13 protein-coding genes and 1 pseudogene are annotated in these 20,024 nt (G+C 72.0%); 8 read left to right on the top strand and 6 right to left on the bottom strand.

Translation table 11 applies throughout. The features are described from left to right. The first annotated feature begins 35 nt into the window (after nt 1-35). On the top strand, nt 36-1,490 hold the full coding sequence (locus ACIBL4_RS28120; protein WP_399414604.1) for an MFS transporter: 1,455 nt from the start codon (nt 36-38) through the stop codon (nt 1,488-1,490). 76 nt (nt 1,491-1,566) lie between these two features. On the opposite strand, the gene ACIBL4_RS28115 is transcribed toward ACIBL4_RS28120, so the two are convergent. The 5 genes and pseudogenes from ACIBL4_RS28115 to ACIBL4_RS28095 all read right to left on the bottom strand — a co-directional run bounded on the left by ACIBL4_RS28115 (nt 1,567) and on the right by ACIBL4_RS28095 (nt 6,296). Next, entirely contained in the window at nt 1,567-2,568 is a 1,002-nt protein-coding gene (locus ACIBL4_RS28115; protein WP_399414846.1) for a ScbA/BarX family gamma-butyrolactone biosynthesis protein, read from the bottom strand. Nucleotides 2,569-2,697: 129 nt separating this feature from the next. Further along, a complete protein-coding gene (locus ACIBL4_RS28110; protein ID WP_399414603.1) occupies nt 2,698-3,375 on the bottom strand; it encodes a response regulator in 678 nt (225 codons plus the stop codon). Next, nucleotides 3,368-4,619: pseudogene (locus tag ACIBL4_RS28105) on the bottom strand (sensor histidine kinase). The gene ACIBL4_RS28110 and the pseudogene ACIBL4_RS28105 overlap by 8 nt, the downstream one beginning before the upstream one ends. 25 nt (nt 4,620-4,644) lie before the next feature. Continuing rightward, the gene (locus tag ACIBL4_RS28100; protein ID WP_399414602.1) at nt 4,645-5,394 is read right to left on the bottom strand and encodes an ABC transporter permease; all 750 of its coding nucleotides are present in this window, start codon (nt 5,392-5,394) and stop codon (nt 4,645-4,647) included. Further along, nucleotides 5,391-6,296 carry an ABC transporter ATP-binding protein gene (locus tag ACIBL4_RS28095; RefSeq protein ID WP_399414601.1) on the bottom strand — a complete coding sequence of 302 codons (906 nt, stop codon included), beginning with the start codon at nt 6,294-6,296 and terminating at the stop codon, nt 5,391-5,393. Before ACIBL4_RS28095 ends, ACIBL4_RS28100 begins: the two co-directional genes overlap by 4 nt. Before the next feature lie 183 nt (nt 6,297-6,479). Between ACIBL4_RS28095 and ACIBL4_RS28090 the strand changes: the two genes are divergently transcribed. The 5 genes from ACIBL4_RS28090 to ACIBL4_RS28070 all read left to right on the top strand — a co-directional run bounded on the left by ACIBL4_RS28090 (nt 6,480) and on the right by ACIBL4_RS28070 (nt 14,933). Further along, nucleotides 6,480-8,309, top strand: a complete 1,830-nt coding sequence (locus ACIBL4_RS28090; protein WP_399414600.1) for an ABC transporter ATP-binding protein — start codon at nt 6,480-6,482, stop codon at nt 8,307-8,309. Beyond that, entirely contained in the window at nt 8,306-10,228 is a 1,923-nt protein-coding gene (locus tag ACIBL4_RS28085; protein WP_399414599.1) for an ABC transporter ATP-binding protein, read from the top strand. Before ACIBL4_RS28090 ends, ACIBL4_RS28085 begins: the two co-directional genes overlap by 4 nt. A 192-nt stretch (nt 10,229-10,420) precedes the next feature. Next, a complete protein-coding gene (locus ACIBL4_RS28080; RefSeq protein ID WP_399414598.1) occupies nt 10,421-12,481 on the top strand; it encodes a M4 family metallopeptidase in 2,061 nt (686 codons plus the stop codon). A gap of 209 nt (nt 12,482-12,690) precedes the next feature. Continuing rightward, nucleotides 12,691-14,337, top strand: a complete 1,647-nt coding sequence (locus tag ACIBL4_RS28075; RefSeq protein WP_399414597.1) for a M4 family metallopeptidase — start codon at nt 12,691-12,693, stop codon at nt 14,335-14,337. A gap of 62 nt (nt 14,338-14,399) precedes the next feature. Continuing rightward, a complete protein-coding gene (locus ACIBL4_RS28070; protein ID WP_356929867.1) occupies nt 14,400-14,933 on the top strand; it encodes a DUF1990 domain-containing protein in 534 nt (177 codons plus the stop codon). Nucleotides 14,934-15,001: 68 nt separating this feature from the next. Here the strand turns inward: ACIBL4_RS28070 and ACIBL4_RS28065 are convergent, their stop codons facing one another. Beyond that, on the bottom strand, nt 15,002-17,623 hold the full coding sequence (locus tag ACIBL4_RS28065; RefSeq protein WP_399414596.1) for a glycosyltransferase family 1 protein: 2,622 nt from the start codon (nt 17,621-17,623) through the stop codon (nt 15,002-15,004). Nucleotides 17,624-17,913: 290 nt separating this feature from the next. Between ACIBL4_RS28065 and ACIBL4_RS28060 the strand changes: the two genes are divergently transcribed. After that, on the top strand, nt 17,914-19,116 hold the full coding sequence (locus tag ACIBL4_RS28060; protein WP_399414595.1) for a S8 family peptidase: 1,203 nt from the start codon (nt 17,914-17,916) through the stop codon (nt 19,114-19,116). 215 nt (nt 19,117-19,331) lie between these two features. Then, a partial coding sequence (locus tag ACIBL4_RS28055; protein ID WP_399414593.1) for a maltotransferase domain-containing protein occupies nt 19,332-20,024 on the top strand: 693 nt, incomplete at its 3' end.

Below are 20,024 nucleotides of genomic sequence, written 5' to 3'. Positions count from 1 at the left end.
CTGCGGAGACCGCCCCCAATCCCACGCGTGTGCTGGTGGCCATCGCACTGGCCGCCGTGATGCTGCCCATCTCCGTCACGGGGCCGGGAGTCGCCCTCGCCGACATGTCGGGCGCGCTGAACGCCACGGCCGCCTCCACCCAGTGGGTGCTGAACGCCTACAACGTGGCGTTCACCGCCTTCATGCTCGCGGCCGGTTCCGCGGCCGACCTCTTCGGGCGCCGTCGCCTGTTCCGGAGCGGCACGGCCGTCTTCGCGCTGGCCTCGCTCGTCGCGGGCACCGCGCCCACCATCCTGCTCGTGGACCTGGCGCGCTTCGTCCAGGGCATGGGCGCGGCGGCCGTTCTGACCAGTGGTTCCGCGCTGCTCGCCCACACGTTCAGCGGGGCCGCCCGGGCCAGGGCCTTCGGCATCTTCGGCGCCTCGATCGGGTTCGGCCTGGCGATGGGCCCGTTCGTGTCCGGTCTGCTGGTGGGCGTCGCGTCCTGGCACGCGGTGTTCCTGGTCAACGTCCTGCTCGGCGCGGTCGTGCTCGTCCTGGCCCGCACGCTGCCCGAGTCGAAGAACCCGGGGGCGCGGCGCATCGACCTGCCCGGTGTGCTGACCTTCACCCTGGCCCTCATGCTGCTCGCCCTCGGCTTCGTCGAGGGGCCCTCACAGGGATGGGGCGGCATCGTCACGCTCGGCTCCTTCGCGGGTGCGGCGCTGTTCCTCGCCCTGTTCGTCGTGGTCGAACTGCGCGTCGCCGAGCCGATGTTCGACCTGAGCCTGCTGCGGCGCCCCACGTTCGTCGCCATCATCTGGCAGCCGGTGAGCATCGTCTTCGCGTTCGCGGCCCTGCTCGTCTACCTGCCGCCCTACTTCCAGGGCGCGGGCGGCGCGGGCTCGACGATGTCCGGAGCGATGCTGCTGCCGCTGACGCTGCCGGTCTTCGTCCTGCCGCTGTTCACCCCCGCGCTGGTGCGGTTGCTGTCCGTGCGGATGCTGCTGGCCGTCGGGCCGGCGGTGCTGGCCGTCGCGCTGCTGCTGATGACGTTCACCGACCCGGTGTCGTCCCGCACCGGGCTGTACGCGGCGCTGCTGCTGGCCGGTGTCGGTATCGGTCTCGCCTTCGGCGTCATGGACAACGCGGCGGTCAGCGTGGTGCCGGCCGAACGCAGCGGTATGGCGTCGGGCATGTTCAACACCCTCCGGGTCGCCGGCGAGACGATCGGCGTGGCGTGCGTGGGCGGGCTGCTGCTCACCTCGACCCGTCGGCAACTGCCCGCGGGCGACGGCGTGATGGCCGACGACGTGGTCCAGGGCCGGCTGGGTTCCGTACGCGCGGGTGGCGGGCAGGACCTGGTGGACCGGGCGGTCCAGGGTCTCCAGCACGGCTGGGGCGTCGTCTACGTGGTGCTGGCCTGCGTGGCCCTCGCCGGGGCGATCGCCATCTTCACCATGGTCCGTGACCGCGACCTGGACCAGTCCGCCACGGCTCAGGAGGGATGACCCCTCCCCGCTCCCCCCACGGAACGAGAAGACCGTCCGGACTCCACCTCATGGAGTCCGGACGGTCCTTGTTGTGTCACCGTCCCGCGCTGCCGCCGCGTTCGAGCCTGAAGGCGGCCCGGGCGACACCGCGCCCGCCCTGTTCGAACGTCACGGGGATCGAGACGGCCCCGGCGGCGTCGGCCGCCTGCTCCTGGCCGTCGGCGACCACCGTCAGGGGCTCGTCGAGTTCCGCGTAGGCGCCGAACGAGGCATCGAGACCGGTGAGCGACCACGACGCCGCCGGAGCCCCGAACAGCTCCTCGGCGGTCAGCAGGGCCGTCTGCCGTCCCGCCTCCATCAGCACCATGCCGGGCACGTGGTCCTGGGCGTGGTCGAACAGGCTGGGGTGCCCGCCGGCCACCAGCAGTCGTGCCCGGACCCGCCGGTCGTCGGTGACCGGGTCGAGCAGCACCACGTTCTCCGGCCGTTCCCGGCCCACGCGGCCGGGCCTCACGAGGCCCTCGGGGGCCGGCCGGCGGTACGACTCGGACGTCGGCGTGCTCCCGCCGTCCCGTCGGCCGCGGAGCATCCCGTACACGCTGTCGGCGACGTACTTCACCCGCATCGTCACTTCGCCCACCGGCCGCCCCGACAACGTGATCGCCATGCGGTACCGCAGACCGCGCAACGACCCGCCGACCCACTGCGCGTCGTGCGTCGTGGCCGCGATCGTCACCTCGGCCGGCCCGTGGGCGCGCTCCAGCGCGGTCAGGGCCGGCAGGTCCATCGACCACTCCTGGAGAACGAACTTGGTGCCGTCCGGCGCCCCGAAGTGGGCGTGCACCGCGTGCGTCTCGGCCTGGCGGCAGCACTCCAGCAGGAACAGCGGATCGACCGCGGAGCCGGTCGTGTGGTCGGTGTAGTAGGCGTGGGACGGCGGCAGTTGCGCTCCGGCCACGAAGCGGTCGTCGTCGACCGCCCTGCTGTCGGTCAGGAACACCTCCGACAGCGCCCGCCGGTGTACGAGGCCCTTCGCCACGGTGTGCTCGAACGTGAGCGCACGCAGCGCGGCCCCCACACGGTCCGTCTCGGCCATCACGGTCACGCGAATCCCCTTTTCCCAGACTGTCCTTGACGACGGCCACGCTCCCAGCGACGGCTCACGCACCCCTCACGTGCCCATCACGCCTCACGGAAGACGAGGAGGCAGGGACGGCGGGGCGGGCTAGCCGAGGATCCCGCGGTCGTACGCCACCGCCACCGCCGCCGCGCGGTCCTTGACGCCGAGCTTGGCGTACAGGTGCGTGAGGTGGGTCTTCACGGTCGCCTCGCTGATGAACAGTTCGCGGGCGATCTCGCGGTTGGACGTGCCCTTGGCGACCAGGGCCAGCACCTCGCGTTCGCGCGCGGAGAGCGGCTCGTTACCGGGTGCCCGGGGAGCGCGGACGGCGGAGACCAGGCGGGAGGCCACGGCCGGGGAGAGGACCGTACGGCCCTGTGCCGCCGCCCGTACGGCGGTGAACAACTCCTCGCGGGGGGCGTCCTTCAGCAGGTAGCCGGTGGCGCCCGCCTCGATCGCGGGGAGGGTGTCGGAGTCGGTGTCGTAGGTGGTGAGGACGAGGACCTTGGCACGGGCGCCGGTACGGGTCAGCGCGCGGATGGCGTCCACTCCCCCGCCGCCCGGCATGCGCAAGTCCATCAGGATCACGTCCGGATCGAGGACGGCGGCGAGCGAGAGCGCCTCGACGCCGTTCGACGCCTCACCGAGGACCCGGAAGCCCGGCGCGGACTCGAACATGCCGCGCAGGCCGTCCCGTACGACGGGGTGGTCGTCGACGATGAGCAGGGTGATCGGGGCGTCACCCGTAGCGGCGTCACCCTTAGCGGCGGCGTCTTCAGTCATGGCGGACCAACGGTACGCGAGCGGAGACCGCCGTACCGTGGCCCGGCTCGGACTCGACGGTGAGAGAGCCGGCGATGCGTTCGGCACGGGCGCGCATGCCGTCGAGGCCGAAGCCGCCGGCGCGGGTGCGGGCGGGGACGGTGAGGGGGTCGAAGCCGTGGCCGTCGTCGCGGATGTCGAAGGATCACCTCGGCGCCGAGGAAGGACAGGGTGACGCCGACGCGGCCGGGGGACGCGTGCCGGGCGGCGTTGGAGAGGGCCTCCTGGACGATCCGCAGAAGGGTGGCCGCGACCTCCTCGTGGAGCTGCTCGGTGGTGCCGGTGACCGTGAACCCGGCGCGTACGCCAGTCCGTTCGCCCCACTCGGCGACCGTCTTCTTCAGGGCTTCCGGCAGTCCGGCGTCGGTCAGCGCGACGGGGGCGAGGTTGTGCACGGAGCGGCGGGCCTCGCCGAGGCTGTGCCGGGCGAGGTCCGAGGCGCGTTCCAGGTGCGTGCGGGCCACCGCCAGGTCGGGTGCGTTCGCGACGACCTGGAGCTGGGCGATGATGCCGGTCAGCCCCTGGGCGATGGTGTCGTGGATCTCGGCGGCCAGCCGCCGGCGTTCGTCGGCGACACCCGCCTCCCGGGCCTGGACGAGGAGCTGGGCGTGCAGGGCGGCGTTCTCGTCGAGGGCCCGTTGCAGGGCGGCGTTGGTGCGTTCGAGTTCGGTGATGGTGACGGCCCGCTCGCGGGAGCGCTCCTCCTCCTGCTGGGTGATGTGACCGACCACCAGCAGCAGGCCGAAGTTCGCGACCAGCAGCCCGCCGAACAGCAGCCACTGGGTCGGGCTGCGGATCGGCATCCCGCCGGACTGCGAGCCCGCCACCACGACGACGGTGGCGAGGAGACCGAGCCACTGCCGGCGCCTTCCGAGGATCACTTCGTCGCTGTCGAAGTAGCCGGTGGCCGCGTAGAACCCGAAGAACGGGTTCAGCCACGTGAGGGCGAAGGCGAGGGCCCAGCGCAGGACGTAGTAGACGGTCCCGCGGGCGGACGGCGTCCGGCGGCCGCGGCGGGGCCCGTGCCACAGCTGGAGCAGCACCGCGGCGACGACCAGCGCCCCGGCCGCGTACCACTCGGCCGGGCTCGTCATCAGCTCGTGCGCGGCGACCGAGAGGACGGTGGAGACGGCGAGCAGTCCGTAGACGCCCCAGGTGTGGAACTGGTTCTGACGGTGCTCGATCCGCTCGTCCGCCGAGGTCATCTCCCCAGTGTGCACGGCGCCTCTCCTACTCCCAGCGGAACCAGCGCGCGGCACCGGCCGTCAGCAGCACCGTCCAGGCCACGAGCACTCCGAGGTGGTCCCAGCCCGGCCAGTCCCCCGCCGCCGCCTGGTTCAGGGCCTCGGCCGCCGCGCCGAACGGCGTGAAGCCGACGGACCGGGCGAGGACGTCCGGCATGGTCTGCACCGGCATCCACACGCCCGCGCAGAACATCGCCGGGAAGAACACCGCCGACCCGATGGCACCGGCGATCTTCGTGGAACGGGACAGGGCGCAGATCACCGCGCCCAGCGCGAGGGCGGCCAGGACGGCCAGGAGCAGGGCGAGGGCGTATCCGAAGGCCTGCCGCGGCAGCCGTACGGATAAGGCGAGTCGGCCGACCGTCAAGACGAGCAGCGCCGACCCCAGGGCGGCCCCGCCGTACAGCAGCATCTGCGCGGACAGCAGGGCGGCGGGCCGGACCGGGGTCGTGGACATCCGGCGCAGGATGCCGCGCTCGCGGTAGCCGGTGAGGGTCTGCGGCATCGCCTGGACCCCGGCCATGATCAGGCCGAGCAGCACGCTCACCGGGACGTAGCCGTCGACCGGGCGCAGCCCGCCGAAGGCCGGGTCGGCCTCGCGGAAGGACGGGATCGAGCCGAGGATCGCCAGCAGCAGCGTCGGAAAGCCCAGGACCCAGAAGAGGCTGCCGGGCTCCCGGCGGAAGAGGCGGATCTCGCTTTTCAGTACGGCGGTGTCGACGACGGCCGTGCTCATGCCGCCACCTCCTTCGTGAGGTCGAGGAACGCGTCGTCCAGGGTGGCGTCGGTGACCCGGAGCTGGTGGGCCGTCACGCGGGTGCGGGCGAGGAGGGAGATGACGGCGTTGACGGTCTCGTCGGTGCCGGACAGGGTGACGCGGCCGTCCTTGTACGCGACCGACGCGAGCGCGGGCAGCGCGTTCAGGTCACGGTCGTCCAGCGGGGCGGACGGGGTGAAGCTGATGACGGTGGAACCGGCCGAGCGGCGGATCAGGCCGGCCGGGGTGTCCAGGGCGGCCACCCGGCCCTTGTCGATCACGGCGATCCGGTCGCACAGCCGCTGTGCCTCCTCCATGAAGTGGGTGACGAGGAGGACGGTCACGCCGTTCGCGCGGATGTCCTCGATCAGCTCCCAGGTGTCGCGGCGGGCGCGCGGGTCGAGCCCGGTGGTCAGCTCGTCCAGCACTACGGCCCGGGGGTTGCCCACCAGGGCGAGCGCGATGAACAGCCGTTGCTTCTGGCCGCCGGAGAGCTTGGCGAACCGGGTCGTCAACTTGACCGTGAGGCCGAGGCGTTCGGCGAGGGGCCGCCAGTCGAGCGGGCTCGGGTAGAAGGCGCTGTACAGCTCCAGCGCCTCACGGACGGTGAGCTTCGCCTGGAGCTCGCTCTCCTGGAGTTGCGCGCCGAGGACGCGGCGGGTGGTCTCGTGCTCGGTGACGGGGTCGAGGCCGGTGACGCGGACCCGGCCGGAGTCGGGCACGCGCAGCCCCTCGACGCATTCCACGGTGGTGGTCTTTCCGGCGCCGTTGGGGCCGAGGATGCCGAAGATCTCGCCCTCCTCGACGGCGAAGGAGACACCGTCGACGGCCGGGCGGCCGGCGTAGGCCTTGCGCAGGTCGGTGACTTCGATGACGGACATGCGTCGAGGGTCCCGGCGGCGGCCGGGTCCGCGCATCGGCCGTCGCGCTCGAACGGGCATCATCCGATCGGCTGATGTCGTCGTACGACCCCTCGAACGGGCAGGTCGCAGGACCTGCACCCGAGTTCGTTACGGCGGAAACCCGGTGGGCAGTGTCAGTGGCGTTCCGTAGGCTCGCTGCTGATGGCCACCACACCCGCCCCCACCCGGAACCGTTCCACCGTGCGTACGCTGCTGCGCCTGTGGCCGTATGTGCGGCCCGTGCGGATGCGGCTGTTCACCGCCGCGTTCGTCGCGATACTGGCCTCCTGCGTGGGCCTGGTGATCCCGCTCGTCCTGAAGTGGATGGTGGACGGGCCGATCGCCGACCGGGACCCGGGCGGGGTGTGGCTCGGCGCGCTGTACCTGCTGCTGCTCGGCTTCGCCGAGGCCCTGCTGTTCGGGCTGCGGCGGTGGCTGGTGGCCCGGCCGCTCGCCCATGTCGAGGCGTCCATGCGGGCGGCCCTGTACCGGCACCTCCAGCGGCTGCCGGTGGCCTTCCACGACCGGTGGGCCTCGGGGCAGTTGCTGTCCCGGGGGACGACGGACCTGATGCTGCTGCGCATGTTCCTCGCCTTCCCGCTGACGTTCCTGCTGGTCAACAGCGTGACGATCCTCGTCGGCGTGGTCATCATGCTGCTCCAGGACTGGACGCTGGGGCTGGTGATCCTCGGGCCCGCCGTGCCCGTCATGGTCACCTGCGTGATCTTCGAGAAGCGGTATGCCAAGGTGGCCCGGCTCGCCCAGGACCAGGTCGGCGACCTGACCACGGTCGTCGAGGAGAGCGTGCTCGGCGTCCGCATCATCAAGGGCTTCGGCCGGCACCGCAGCCAGGCCCGGGCCTTCCGGGAGCTGTCGGGGACGCTGCGCGGCACCGAGCTGCGCAAGGCGCGGCTGCTGGCGACGATCTGGGGCGTCATCGTGACGCTGCCGGAGGTCGCGATCGGGGCGGCGCTGGTGGTCGGGGTGGTGCAGGTGGCCGACGGGGGGCTGTCGGCGGGGACGCTGGTGGCGTTCCTGTCCACGGCGCTGGCGTTGCGGTGGCCGGTGGAGTCGATCGGCTTCCTGCTGGCGATGAGCCAGGAGGCGGCGACGGCGACGGAGCGGTATTTCGAGGTGATGGACGAGGGGACGGAGGAGCCGGGGAGTGCCGGTGACGCGGCGCCGCTGCCCGCTGCCCGGCCCGGTCTCCAGTTCCACGACGTCACCTTCCGCTACCCCGACGCCCCGCCCCACTCCCCTCCCGTCCTGGCCGGGATCGACCTCCACGTCCGCCCCGGCGAGTCCATGGCCCTGGTCGGCACGACGGGCAGCGGCAAGACGACCCTCACCGCGCTCATCCCCCGCTTCTACGAGGTGACTTCGGGCCGCATCACCCTCGACGGCGTCGACATCACGACCCTGTCCCGGCAGGAGCTGCGTGCCAGGGTCGCGGTCGCCTTCGAGGAGCCCACGCTCTTCTCGGCCGCGGTCGCCGACAACGTTCTCATGGGCGCCGGCGACACGGCCGGTCCGGCCGAGCTGGAGCGCGCCCTGGCCGTCGCCCAGGCCGACTTCGTGTACGCGCTGCCGCAGGGGACGGACACCCAGGTCGGCGAGCAGGGCCACAGCCTCTCCGGCGGGCAGCGGCAGCGGCTGGCACTGGCCAGAGCCGTCGTCGGGCAGCCGGAGTTCCTCGTCCTGGACGACCCGCTGTCGGCCCTGGACGTGCACACGGAGGCCGCCGTGGAGGCCGCCCTGCGGCGGGTCCTCGCGGACACCACCGCCCTGATCGTGGCCCACCGCCCGTCCACCGTGCTGCTCGCCGACCGGGTCGCCCTGCTGTCCGGCGGCCGGATCACCGCGGTCGGCACCCACCACGAACTGCTGCGTACGAACGCGGAGTACGCGCACTTGATGTCCGGCGAACAGGCCGGAGATCAGCCAGGCGAACCGTCCGGGGAACAGCCGGCCGAACAGGAGGGCGCACGATGACGGCGGCCACTACCGCACCGGCCGACGGGACGCCCGAGGGCGGGAAACCCAACCGGACACCCGGCGACGAGAAGCCCGACACCAAGAAGCCCGGCGGCGGGAAAGACGACGCCCGTACCCCGGCCACCGGCGACCCCTTCGACCGGGACGTCCTGCCCACGCCCCCGGGCGCCACCGCCGCCCTGCTGCGCTCCCTGCTCGCGCCCATGAAGGCCCGCGTCACGGTCACGACGCTCCTGCTGCTGCTCCAGCAGGCGGTCGTGCAGGCGGGCCCGCTGCTCGTGGCGTACGCCATCGACCGTGCCGTGCCGGCGTTCCGGGCGCAGGACAACGGTCCGCTGATCGCGGTGGCCGCCGGCTATCTGGCGTGCGCGCTGGCCGCGGGCGGGCTCCAGTTCGCGTTCGTCGCCGCCGCGGCCCGCGTCAGCCAGGACGTGCTGCTGGACCTGCGAGGCCGGATCTTCCGCCACGCGCAGGCGCTGAGTGTCGACTTCCACGAGCGCTACACCTCGGGCCGGCTCATCTCCCGCTCGACCACGGATGTGGAGTCGCTGCGCGAGCTGCTCGACGAGGGCCTCCAGGAGCTCGTGACGGTCATCCTGTCCTTCGTCTACATCTCGGCCATGCTCCTCTGGCTCGACCTGGGCCTCGGCGGTGTCGCGGTCGCGTCCCTGGTGCCCCTCCACGCGCTCGTGCGGTGGTATCAGCGGCGGGCCGGCCGGGTGTACCGGGCACGGTCGACGGCGACCGCGGCCGTCATCGTCAAGTTCGTCGAGACCATGAACGGCATCCGACCGGTGCGCGCCTTCCGCCGCGAGGCCGTCAACGACGCGGATTTCGGCGCGCTCAACCGGCGGCACGAGCGGACCAACGGCGACGCGACGCTGGAGATGGCCCGGTACGTCACCGGTTCGCGGCTGGTCGCCAACACGGCGGTCGCCTCGATCGTGCTGTGGGGCGCCTACCGGGTCGCGGACGGCACGCTGGCCCTCGGTGTGCTGGCGGCGGCCGTGCTGTACCTGCGGCGCCTGTACGACCCGATCGACCGGCTCGGCATGTTCCTCAACTCGTACCAGTCGGCGGCGGCCTCGCTGGAGAAGATCGCCGGGCTGCTCGCCCAGACCCCGTCGGTCCCCGAGCCGGCCACGCCGCGGCAGCTCCCGCCGCTCGAGAGCGAACACCCCGGCCGCGACGTGGTCTTCGACGGCGTCCGCTTCGGCTACCGCACCGGCGGCGAGGTGCTGCCCCGTTTCGACCTGACGATCCCGGCCGGGCAGACGGTCGCGGTCGTCGGTTCCACGGGCGCCGGCAAGTCGACGCTGGCCAAGTTGCTCGCCCGGTTCTACGACCCGTCCGAGGGCCGGGTGCTGCTGGACGGCGTGGACCTGCGCGACCTCGCCGTGCCCGAACTGCGGCGCGGGGTGGTCATGGTGACGCAGGAGGCCTTCCTGTTCTCCGGCACGGTCGCCGACAACATCGCGATCGGCCGGCCGGACGCCTCCCGCGAGGAGATGGAGCGCGCGGCGAAGGAGATCGGCGCGCACGACTTCATCAGCTCCCTGCCCGACGGCTACGACACCGACGTACGCAAGCGGGGCGGCCGTATCTCGGCCGGTCAGCGGCAACTGGTCGCGTTCGCACGGGCGTTGCTGGCCGATCCGGCGGTGCTGATCCTCGATGAGGCGACCAGCTCGCTGGACGTCCCGGGCGAGCGCGCGGTGCAGCGGGCGATGGCGACGGTGCTGAAGGGCCGTACGGCGGTGGTCATCGCGCACCGGCTGTCGACCGTCGAGATCGCGGACCGCGTCCTGGTGATGGAACACGGAAGCATCGTCGAGGACGGGAAACCGGCCCAACTGATCGCGGGCACGGGCAGGTTCGCGGATCTGCACCGGGCCTGGCGGGACAGCCTGGCGTAGGCCCTGGCGACCGTCCGCATAGCGAACACGGCTTTCCGGTCAACGAACCGTTTCCGGCCATAGTCTTGACGCGCCCCTGACAGAAAGCGCGCTCGCCTGCCACGCTTCCCACGACTGCTCCACGGCAACCCCACAGCAACACCTCCACCTCCCCAGGCCGGGCGACCCCCGGTCCCGCAGAAGGAGCCAGTGTTGAGAAGCAGTTCCTCGCGAAGAAGCACCTCCCACAGACGCACTCCCCACACCCCCCGCCGTACCGCGGCCGTGGCCCTCGCCGGCGTCGCCGCGCTGATCGCCGCCGCCGTGCAGAGCGGCACCGCCACCGCGGCCCCCACGATGGCACCGTCGGCCGCGAGCAAGGCGAACCCCGGCTCGGAATCGGTCCGGCTCACCCCCGCCCAGCGCGCCGCGCTGATCCGCGCGGCCGACGCCGGCACGGCGCGGACCGCGAAGGACCTGGGCCTCGGCGCCAAGGAGAAGCTGGTCGTCCGCGACGTCCTCAAGGACCGCGACGGCGCCGTGCACACGCGCTACGAGCGCACCTACGACGGCCTGCCGGTCCTCGGCGGCGACCTGGTCGTCCGGAGCACGAAGGCGGACGCCACCGCCTCCGTCGTGAAGGCCACCCGCGCCGCGATCAAGCCGGCCACGACGAAGGCCGCGGTGCCCGCCGCGCAGGCCCGGCAGCAGGCCCTGGCCGCGAGCAAGGCCGAGAAGGCCAAGAGCCCCGGCGTCAACCGCGAGCCCCGCAAGGTGATCTGGGCCGGCAACGGCAAGCCGGTCGTGGCCTACGAGACCGTCGTCGGCGGTTTCCAGCACGACGGCACCCCGCAGGAACTGCACGTGGTCACCGACGCCACCACCGGCGAGCAGCTGTACGCGTGGGAGGCGATCGAGACCGGCACCGGCAACACGGTGTACTCCGGCACGGTCGACCTCACCACCACCCAGTCCGGTTCGGCGTACAACCTCACCGACGGCGCCCGCGGCAACCACAAGACGTACAACCTCAACCGCGGCACCTCCGGCACCGGCACCCTCTTCTCCGGCCCGGACGACGTCTGGGGCAACGGCAGCCCCTCCAACCTGGAGTCCGCCGGCGCCGACGCCCACTACGGCGCCGCCCTGACGTGGGACTACTACAAGAACGTGCACGGCCGCAGCGGCATACGCGGCGACGGCGTGGGCGCGTACTCCCGCGTCCACTACGGCAACAACTACGTCAACGCGTTCTGGTCGGACAGCTGCTTCTGCATGACGTACGGCGACGGCTCGGGCAACGCGAACCCGCTGACGTCGATCGACGTGGCCGCGCACGAGATGACCCACGGGCTCACCTCCAACACCGCGGGCCTCAACTACAGCGGAGAGTCCGGCGGTCTGAACGAGGCGACCAGCGACATCTTCGGCTCGACCGTCGAGTTCTACGCGAAGAACTCCTCCGACGTCGGTGACTACCTCATCGGCGAGGAGATCGACATCAACGGCGACGGCACCCCGCTGCGCTACATGGACAAGCCCAGCAAGGACGGCGCGTCCAAGGACGCCTGGTACTCGGGCATCGGCTCGATCGACGTGCACTACTCCTCGGGCCCCGCGAACCACTTCTTCTACCTGCTGAGCGAGGGCAGCGGCACCAAGACCATCAACGGTGTCAGTTACGACTCGCCCACCTCGGACGGCCTTGCGGTCACCGGCATCGGCCGGGACAAGGCGGAGAAGATCTGGTTCCGCGCGCTGACCACGAAGTTCACCTCGACCACCAACTACGCGGGCGCCCGCACCGGCACCCTCGCGGCGGCCGGTGAGCTCTACGGCACCGACAGCGCCGAGTACAAGGCGGTCCAGGACGCGTGGGCGGGCGTGAACGTCGGCACCCGCTCCGGCGGCGGAGGCGGCGGCGGTACGTCCTTCGAGAACACCGCGGACGTGGCGATCCCCGACCGGGGCGCGGCGGTCACCTCGTCCGTCACCGTCTCCGGCCGGACGGGCAACGCGCCGTCCAACCTCCAGGTCGCCGTGGACATCGTCCACACCTACATCGGTGACCTGAAGGTGGAGCTGGTCGCCCCCGACGGCACGGCGTACACGCTGAAGGGCTACGGCACCGGCGGCAGCGCGGACAACATCGCCACCACCTACACGGTGAACGCCTCGTCCGAGGCCGCCAACGGCGTCTGGCAGCTGCGGGTCCAGGACAACGCCGCCCGCGACACCGGATACATCAACAGCTGGAAGCTCACCTTCCCGTAGGCCCGTTCGCGGTCCGCCCAGGACAGGGCGCCGCCCCGGCGGGTTCGACTCCCCCGGGACGGCGCCCGCTTCACGTGTCCGGGCGTACACCTCGCCGTCGATTTCCGGCCAACATCACGCGCAGTCCTGACATGTACGCGTCTCAAGTGCCACTCTTCCCCCACCCGCCGCACAGCACCACAGCACTTCCCCCACACCGAGGAGCTTGTGTGTCCACCTCTCTCTACGCGCGTCACAAGCGCACCACGCTCGCCATCGCCACCGCCGTCGCGGCCGGTGCCCTGCTCACCACCGGTCTGACCTCCGGCAGCAGCGCCGCCGCCGACGCCTCCTCCAAGCCGGCTCTCGCAGCCGCTCCCGTCCTGCTCACCGCGCCCGCCCGCACCGCCTTGATCAAGGAGCAGCAGGCGGACGCCGCGAAGACCGCCGACGCGATAGGCCTCGGCGCACAGGAGAAGCTGGTCGTCAGAGACGTCGTGAAGGACGCCGACGGCACGGTCCACACCCGCTACGAGCGCACCTACGCGGGCCTGCCGGTCCTCGGCGGCGACCTCGTGGTGCACGCGTCGAAGTCCGGCGCGCCCCAGGGCGTCACCAGAGCGACGAAGGCGAAGCTCGCGGTCGACTCGCTCAAGCCCGCCGTCACCGCCGCCAAGGCCGAGAAGCAGGCCGTGACGCTCGCCAAGGCGGCCGGCTCGGAGAAGACCGAGGCGAACTCCACGCCCCGCAAGGTGATCTGGGCGGCCGACGGCAAGCCCACCCTCGCCTACGAGACGGTCGTCGGCGGCCTCCAGGAGGACGGCACCCCGAACGAGCTGCACGTCGTCACCGACGCCGCCACCGGCAAGAAGCTCTACGAGTACCAGGGCATCGAGACCGGCACGGGCAACACCACGTACAGCGGCAAGGTCACCCTCGGCACCACCAAGTCCGGGTCCTCGTACAACCTCACGGACGGCACGCGCGGCGGCCACAAGACGTACAACCTGAACCGCGGCACCTCCGGCACCGGCACGCTCTTCTCCGGCTCCGACGACGTCTGGGGCGACGGCAACCCGTCCAACCTGGAGACCGCCGCCGCCGACGCGCACTACGGCGCCCAGGTGACCTGGGACTTCTACAAGAGCACCTTCGGCCGCAGCGGTATCCGCAACGACGGCAAGGCGGCCTACTCGCGCGTCCACTACGGCAACAGCTACGTCAACGCCTTCTGGTCGGACAGCTGCTTCTGCATGACCTACGGCGACGGTTCGGGCAACACCCACCCGCTGACCTCGCTCGACGTGGCCGCCCACGAGATGAGCCACGGCCTGACCGCGGCCACGGCACGCCTCAACTACAGCGGCGAGTCCGGCGGCCTGAACGAGGCGACCAGCGACATCTTCGGCGCGGGCGCGGAGTTCTTCGCGGGCAACGCCTCCGACGTCGGTGACTACCTCATCGGCGAGGAGATCGACATCCGCGGCGACGGCTCCCCGCTGCGCTACATGGACAAGCCCAGCAAGGACGGCGACTCGGCCGACGCCTGGTCGGCCGGCCTGGGCGGCCTCGACGTCCACTACTCCTCCGGCCCCGCCAACCACTTCTTCTACCTGCTGTCCGAGGGCAGCGGCTCGAAGACCATCAACGGCGTGACCTACAACTCGCCGACGTCCAACGGCTCCACGGTCACCGGCATCGGCCGCACCAAGGCGCTGCAGATCTGGTACAAGGCGCTGACGACGTACATGACGTCGACGACCAAGTACGCGGGCGCCCGCACGGCGACCCTGAACGCGGCCTCGGCGCTCTACGGCGCGTCCAGCACCGAGTACAAGGCGGTCGCGGCCGCCTGGTCCGCCGTCAACGTCGGCTGACCGAGGCACCACCTCGGGCGGTACCCGGACCGAAGGCGGACCCGGGTACCGCCCTACTCTTGGTGACCGTGTCTTATGCGGATCCGAAGGACTTCACCTACGCCGATGTCGGCGCCACCCGCGACCAGGGCTTCTGCCCGCCGGGCTTCCATCCCATGAACGTGCGCACGCGCCTCGGCGAGGGCGAGGAGGTCTTCCGCCGGGCCTCGGAGGCGGTGCTCACCTGGGAGATGCACCGGGCCCTGGGCGTCGGCATCGACGCCGGCGCGGACCGGGCCGCCCCCGGTGTCGACGTCACTGTCACCCTGGCCGGCATGATCAAGGCTCCCTGCCGTGTCGTGTGGACGATCGAGGAACCCCGCCGCGCCGGCTGGGCCTACGGCACGTTGCCCGGCCACCCCGAGTGCGGCGAGGAGTCCTTCGTCGTGGACCGCACGGGAGACGGCACGGTCTGGCTGACCGTGAACGCCTTCAGCCGCGGCGCGAAGTGGTACGCAAGGGCCGGCGGCCCGGCGACCAGGGGCTTCCAGCACGCGTACGCACGCAGGTGCGGCACGGTCCTGCGGGATTTGGCCAACCAGGGACTCTTGGACTGACCGAGGGGCAGCGTCCGTAGGGGCGCGGGGAACTGCGCGACCAGCCCCCACGCACCCGCAGACAACACTCAACGCATCAACAACCCCGCAGCCTCCACCAGTTCCTCGCTCGGCCCGGCCACAAGCCCCAACTCCGCACTAGAGGCCAACAGCCGATGCGCGGGAAGGATCCGCACCGTATACCCAAAAGGCCCGGTGCGATCCAGTGACAAGGGCCCCTCATAAACCCAGCGCCCGTCCTTGTCGGGAGACCCCACCGGCTTCAACGGAACGACCGCCGCGTCAGCGATGTGGTCCTCCTCGTCCACCCGCCCGGAAACCGCCTGCACCTCCACGTCGTCCGGCCCGAGATCCCCGAGGCCGACCCTTACCCGCAGACCCAGCGTCGTCCCCAGCTCCGCCAGCACCTCCGACGCCGACGTCTCCACATGGTCGACGGTGACCCCCGGCCACGCCGCCCGCACCCTGGTCTTCCACTCGGCGAGATCGCGCGCCGCGTCCGGGCCCATGGACCGGTGGGAGAGCGCGGCGGGCGCGTAGAGCCGCTCCACGTACTCCCGGACCATGCGCCCGGCCAGCACCTTCGGCCCGAGCAGGCTCAGCGTCTGGCGGACCATCTCGATCCACCGGTCGGGCAGCCCGCTCTGCCCGCCGCGCTCGTAGAAGCGCGGCGTCACCCGCTGCTCCAGCAGGTCGTACAGCGCCGCGGCCTCTATGTCGTCGCGGTGGTCCGGGTCGGTCCCCACACCGTCGGCCGTGGGGATGGCCCAGCCGAAGTCCGGCTGGAACCACTCGTCCCACCAACCGTCCAGGACGGACAGATTCAGACAGCCGTTGAGCGCCGCCTTCATCCCGGACGTGCCGCAGGCCTCCAGCGGCCTGAGCGGGTTGTTCAGCCAGATGTCGCACCCCGGGTACAGCTTCTGCGCCATCCCCATGCCGTAGTCCGGGAGGAACACGATCCGGTGCCGTACCCGCGGATCGTCCGCGAACCGCACCAGCTCCTGCACCAGCCGCTTCCCGCCGTCGTCCGCGGGGTGCGCCTTGCCGGCCACGACGATCTGGATCGGCCGCTCGGGATGCAGCAGCAGGTCCATCAGCCGGTCGCGGTCGCGCAGCATCAGCGTCAGGCGCTTGTACGACGGGACGCGCCGCGCGAAGCCGATGGTGAGGACGTCCGGGTCGAGTACGCCGTCGATCCAGCCCAGCTCGGCCGTGCCGGCGCCGCGCTGCCGCCAGGAGGCCCGCAGCCGCTCCCGCACCTCCGTCACGAGCTGCTCGCGCAGGCCCCGCCGCAGTTCCCAGATCTCCTGGTCGGGGATGTCCGCCACCGCGTCCCAGCGGTCCGAGCCGCCGACGGTCAGGGCGTCCTCGGCGCGGTGGACGCCGATCTGCCGGGCGCCGAGCCGGAACACCTCGGGGGCGACCCAGGTGGGGGCGTGCACCCCGTTGGTCACGGAGGTGATGGGTACCTCGTCGGCGTCGAACCCGGGCCACAGGCCGGAGAACATCTCGCGGCTGACATTGCCGTGGAGCAGGGAGACACCGTTGGCGCGCTGGGCCAGGCGCAGGCCCATCACGGCCATGTTGAACAGGTTGGGCTCGCCGCCGGGGTACGTCTCCATGCCCAGCTTGAGGACGCGCTCGACGTCGATGCGGGGCAGCTCGGCGTCGGGGCCGAAGTGGCGGGCGACCAGCTCGCGGTCGAAGCGGTCGATGCCGGCCGGGACGGGGGTGTGGGTGGTGAAGACGGTCCCGGCGCGGACCGCCTCCAGCGCCGAGTCGAAGTCCAGGCCCTGCGAGCAGAGCTCGGCGATGCGTTCCAGACCGAGGAACCCGGCGTGTCCCTCGTTCGTGTGGAACACCTCCGGCGCGGGGTGCCCGGTCAGCCGGCAGTACGTGCGCACCGCCCGGACCCCTCCTATGCCGAGCAGCATCTCCTGGAGCAGCCGGTGCTCGCTGCCGCCGCCGTAGAGCCGGTCGGTGACGCCGCGCTCGCCGAGGTCGTTCTCCTCGACGTCCGAGTCCAGCATCAGCAGCGGGACCCGGCCGACCTGCGCCAGCCAGATCCGGGCGTGCAGCTGCCTGCCACCGGGCAGGGCGAGGGCGACCTGGGCGGGGGTGCCGTCGGCCTCCTCCAGGAGGACCACGGGCAGCTCGTTGGGGTCGAGCACGGGGTAGTGCTCCTGCTGCCAGCCGTCCCGGGACAGGGTCTGGCGGAAGTAGCCGTGCCGGTAGAGCAGGCCGACGCCGATCAGCGGGACACCGAGGTCGCTGGCGGCCTTCAGATGGTCGCCGGCCAGGATGCCGAGGCCGCCGGAGTACTGGGGCAGGGCGGCCGTGATGCCGAACTCGGGCGAGAAGTAGGCGATCGCGGCGGGGAGTTCGTCGGGCTGGGCCTGGTACCAGCGCTCGGCGGTCATGTAGTCGTTCAGATCGCCCGCGACCGCGGCGAGGCGGCGCAGGAAGCGGCGGTCTTGGGCCAGGTCCGCGAGCCGTGCGGGCGGCACGCTGCCCAGCAGCCGGACCGGGTCGCCGCCCGAGGCGGCCCAGCGCTCGGGATCGACGGACTGGAACAGGTCACGGGTCTCCGCATGCCACGACCAGCGCAGATTGCGGGCCAGATCACTGAGCGGCCGGAGGGGGTCGGGGAGAACGGGTCGGACGGTGAATCGACGGATCGCCTTCACGGGTTCCACCTCGGCGCGTTCGCGGGATGACGCAGGGTTCTGACACAGGGCTTCATCGACGTCACCTACGACAGTACCGGCGTCGGTGCCGCCACCGGTGAAGCTCCTGCACCCAATCCCCGATCGTCCGGAACCGTCCCATCCGCGGATATGGCCGATTCCGCCCCCATAGGCGTCCTTGTGGCGCTTCACACACCACGAGAGGCTGCCCCTGGCGTACCGGGCCCGCGCCTGCCGTACGCGGCGCCGCGCGGCAGCCGTACGCCGAGTCGAGGAGGGGAACTCGGACCATGGCACGGACGCGCACACGGCGTCTGCGCTGGACAGGGGGCCTGGCGGCGGCGATCGGTGCCGCGGCGTTTTCGGCCACCACCCTGCCCGCGCACGCCGTACCGGAGGGGCGGATACTCGGCGCCGGACAGCCCGGCTCCGTGCACGGAAGTTACCTGGTGACACTGAAGGAGGGCACCCGGGCGGCATCGGCGGCCGGTAAGGCCCTCGCCGAGAAGTACGGGGTGCACATCAGCCACACCTACGGCACCGTCCTGAACGGCTACGCGATCAGGACCGACGAGAGACGGGCCGGGCGGCTCGCCGCCGATCCCCGGGTCGCCTCGGTCGTCCAGGACACCCGCGTACGGCTGGAGCGCACTCAGGCCGAGCCGCCCTCCTGGGGCCTGGACCGCGTCGACCAGACGGGCCTGCCGCTGGACCGGAGCTACACCTCTCCCGATTCGGCGGGCTCCGGGGTGAGCGTGTACGTGATCGACACCGGTGTCCGGACCACGCACCGGGACTTCGGCGGCCGGGCGAGCCACGGCTGGGACTTCGTCGGGAACGACAAGGTCGCGTCGGACGCCAACGGCCACGGCACGCACATCGCCGGCACGGTCGCCGGGAGGGCCCACGGTGTCGCCAAGCGGGCCCGTGTCGTCTCCGTGCGCGTCCTCGACGCGGCGGGGGCGGGCACCACGGCCCGGGTGATCGCGGGGATCGACTGGGTGACCCGGCACGCGAGGAAACCCGCCGTCGCCAACCTCAGCCTGGGCGGCCCGCGCAACGAGCGGCTGGACGCCGCCGTCCGCGCCTCCATCGCCTCCGGCGTGACCTACACGGTCGCCGCGGGCAACGACGGCAGGCCGGCCGGCGGGTACTCCCCGGCGAGCGTCAAGCAGGCGATCACGGTCGGCGCGACCGACCGGAGGGATGCAAAACCGGCCTTCTCCAACCACGGTCCGGCCCTCGATCTGTTCGCCCCGGGCGTGGGCATCACCTCGGCGTCAGCCGCGAGCGACACCGCACGGGCCACCTTCTCGGGTACCTCGATGGCGGCACCGCACGCCGCGGGAGCGGCCGCGCTGTATCTGGCCGATCATCCGAAAGCGGCTCCGGCCCAGGTCACGAGGGCTCTGACCGAGGGAGCGGCGACCGGGAAGATCTCCGGCCGGGGTCCCGGCTCACCGGACAAGTCACTGCGGGTGGCGCACGGCTAGGGCGAAGGAGCAGCCACGCGCAGGGGCCGGCCTCGTCCGTCGCGGACGAGGCCGGTCTTGTGTGTCGACATACGCGTGAGTAGTTAACAAAGTGCCGGATTGCCCACCCGAATAGGGTGGGAAGGCTCCTCCGGGTACCCCTCTCAGGAGCACCATGCAGGACCCATCTCCCCACAGCCATCCGCCCACCCACGTTGACGCGGACAGGAGCGGTCATGCCCGCCAAGCACCATTCGTCACCATCCCCCACCCGCCGCACCGGGGCGCGCGCGCCCGCCGGCGAGCCACGCCCCGCGCGCCCGGCCGACGCCGGTCCGCAGGTCCCTGAACCACCCCCCGTGGGCGAGGCGACCGCCGTCGGGCGCATACCCGTTCTCGATGTCCGCCCGGTCGTCCAGCGCGGACGCCGACCGGCCAAGGCCGTGACCGGCGAGACGTTCGAGATCTCGGCGACCGTGTTCCGGGAGGGGCACGACGCGGTCGCCGCCAATGTCGTCCTGAAGGATCCCGAGGGCCGTCCCGGGCCGTGGACGCCGATGCGTGAGCTGGCTCCGGGGACGGACCGGTGGGGCGCCGAGGTCACCGCCGGGGAGCCCGGCCTGTGGTCGTTCACGGTGGAGGCGTGGGGCGACCCGGTCAGCACCTGGCGCCATCATGCGCAGATCAAGATCCCCGCGGGCATGGACACGGACGTCGTGCTGGAGGAGGGCGCGCGCCTGTACGAGAGGGCGGCCGCCGGGGTGCCCGTGGAGGAGGGCCGCCGGGACGTGATCCTCGCGGCCGTCGCCGCCCTGCGGGACGAGAACCGCCCGGCGGCGGCGCGGTTGGCGGCGGCGCTGACGCCGGAGGTGGACGAGGTCCTGGCCCGCCATCCGCTGCGGGACCTGGTCACCACCTCCGAGCCGCTG

Source organism: Streptomyces sp. NPDC050416 (assembly GCF_044458845.1).
Lineage (GTDB): Bacteria > Actinomycetota > Actinomycetes > Streptomycetales > Streptomycetaceae > Streptomyces.
Note: the sequence above shows the minus strand (reverse complement) of the source record. Positions and strands in the feature narration are given on the sequence as shown.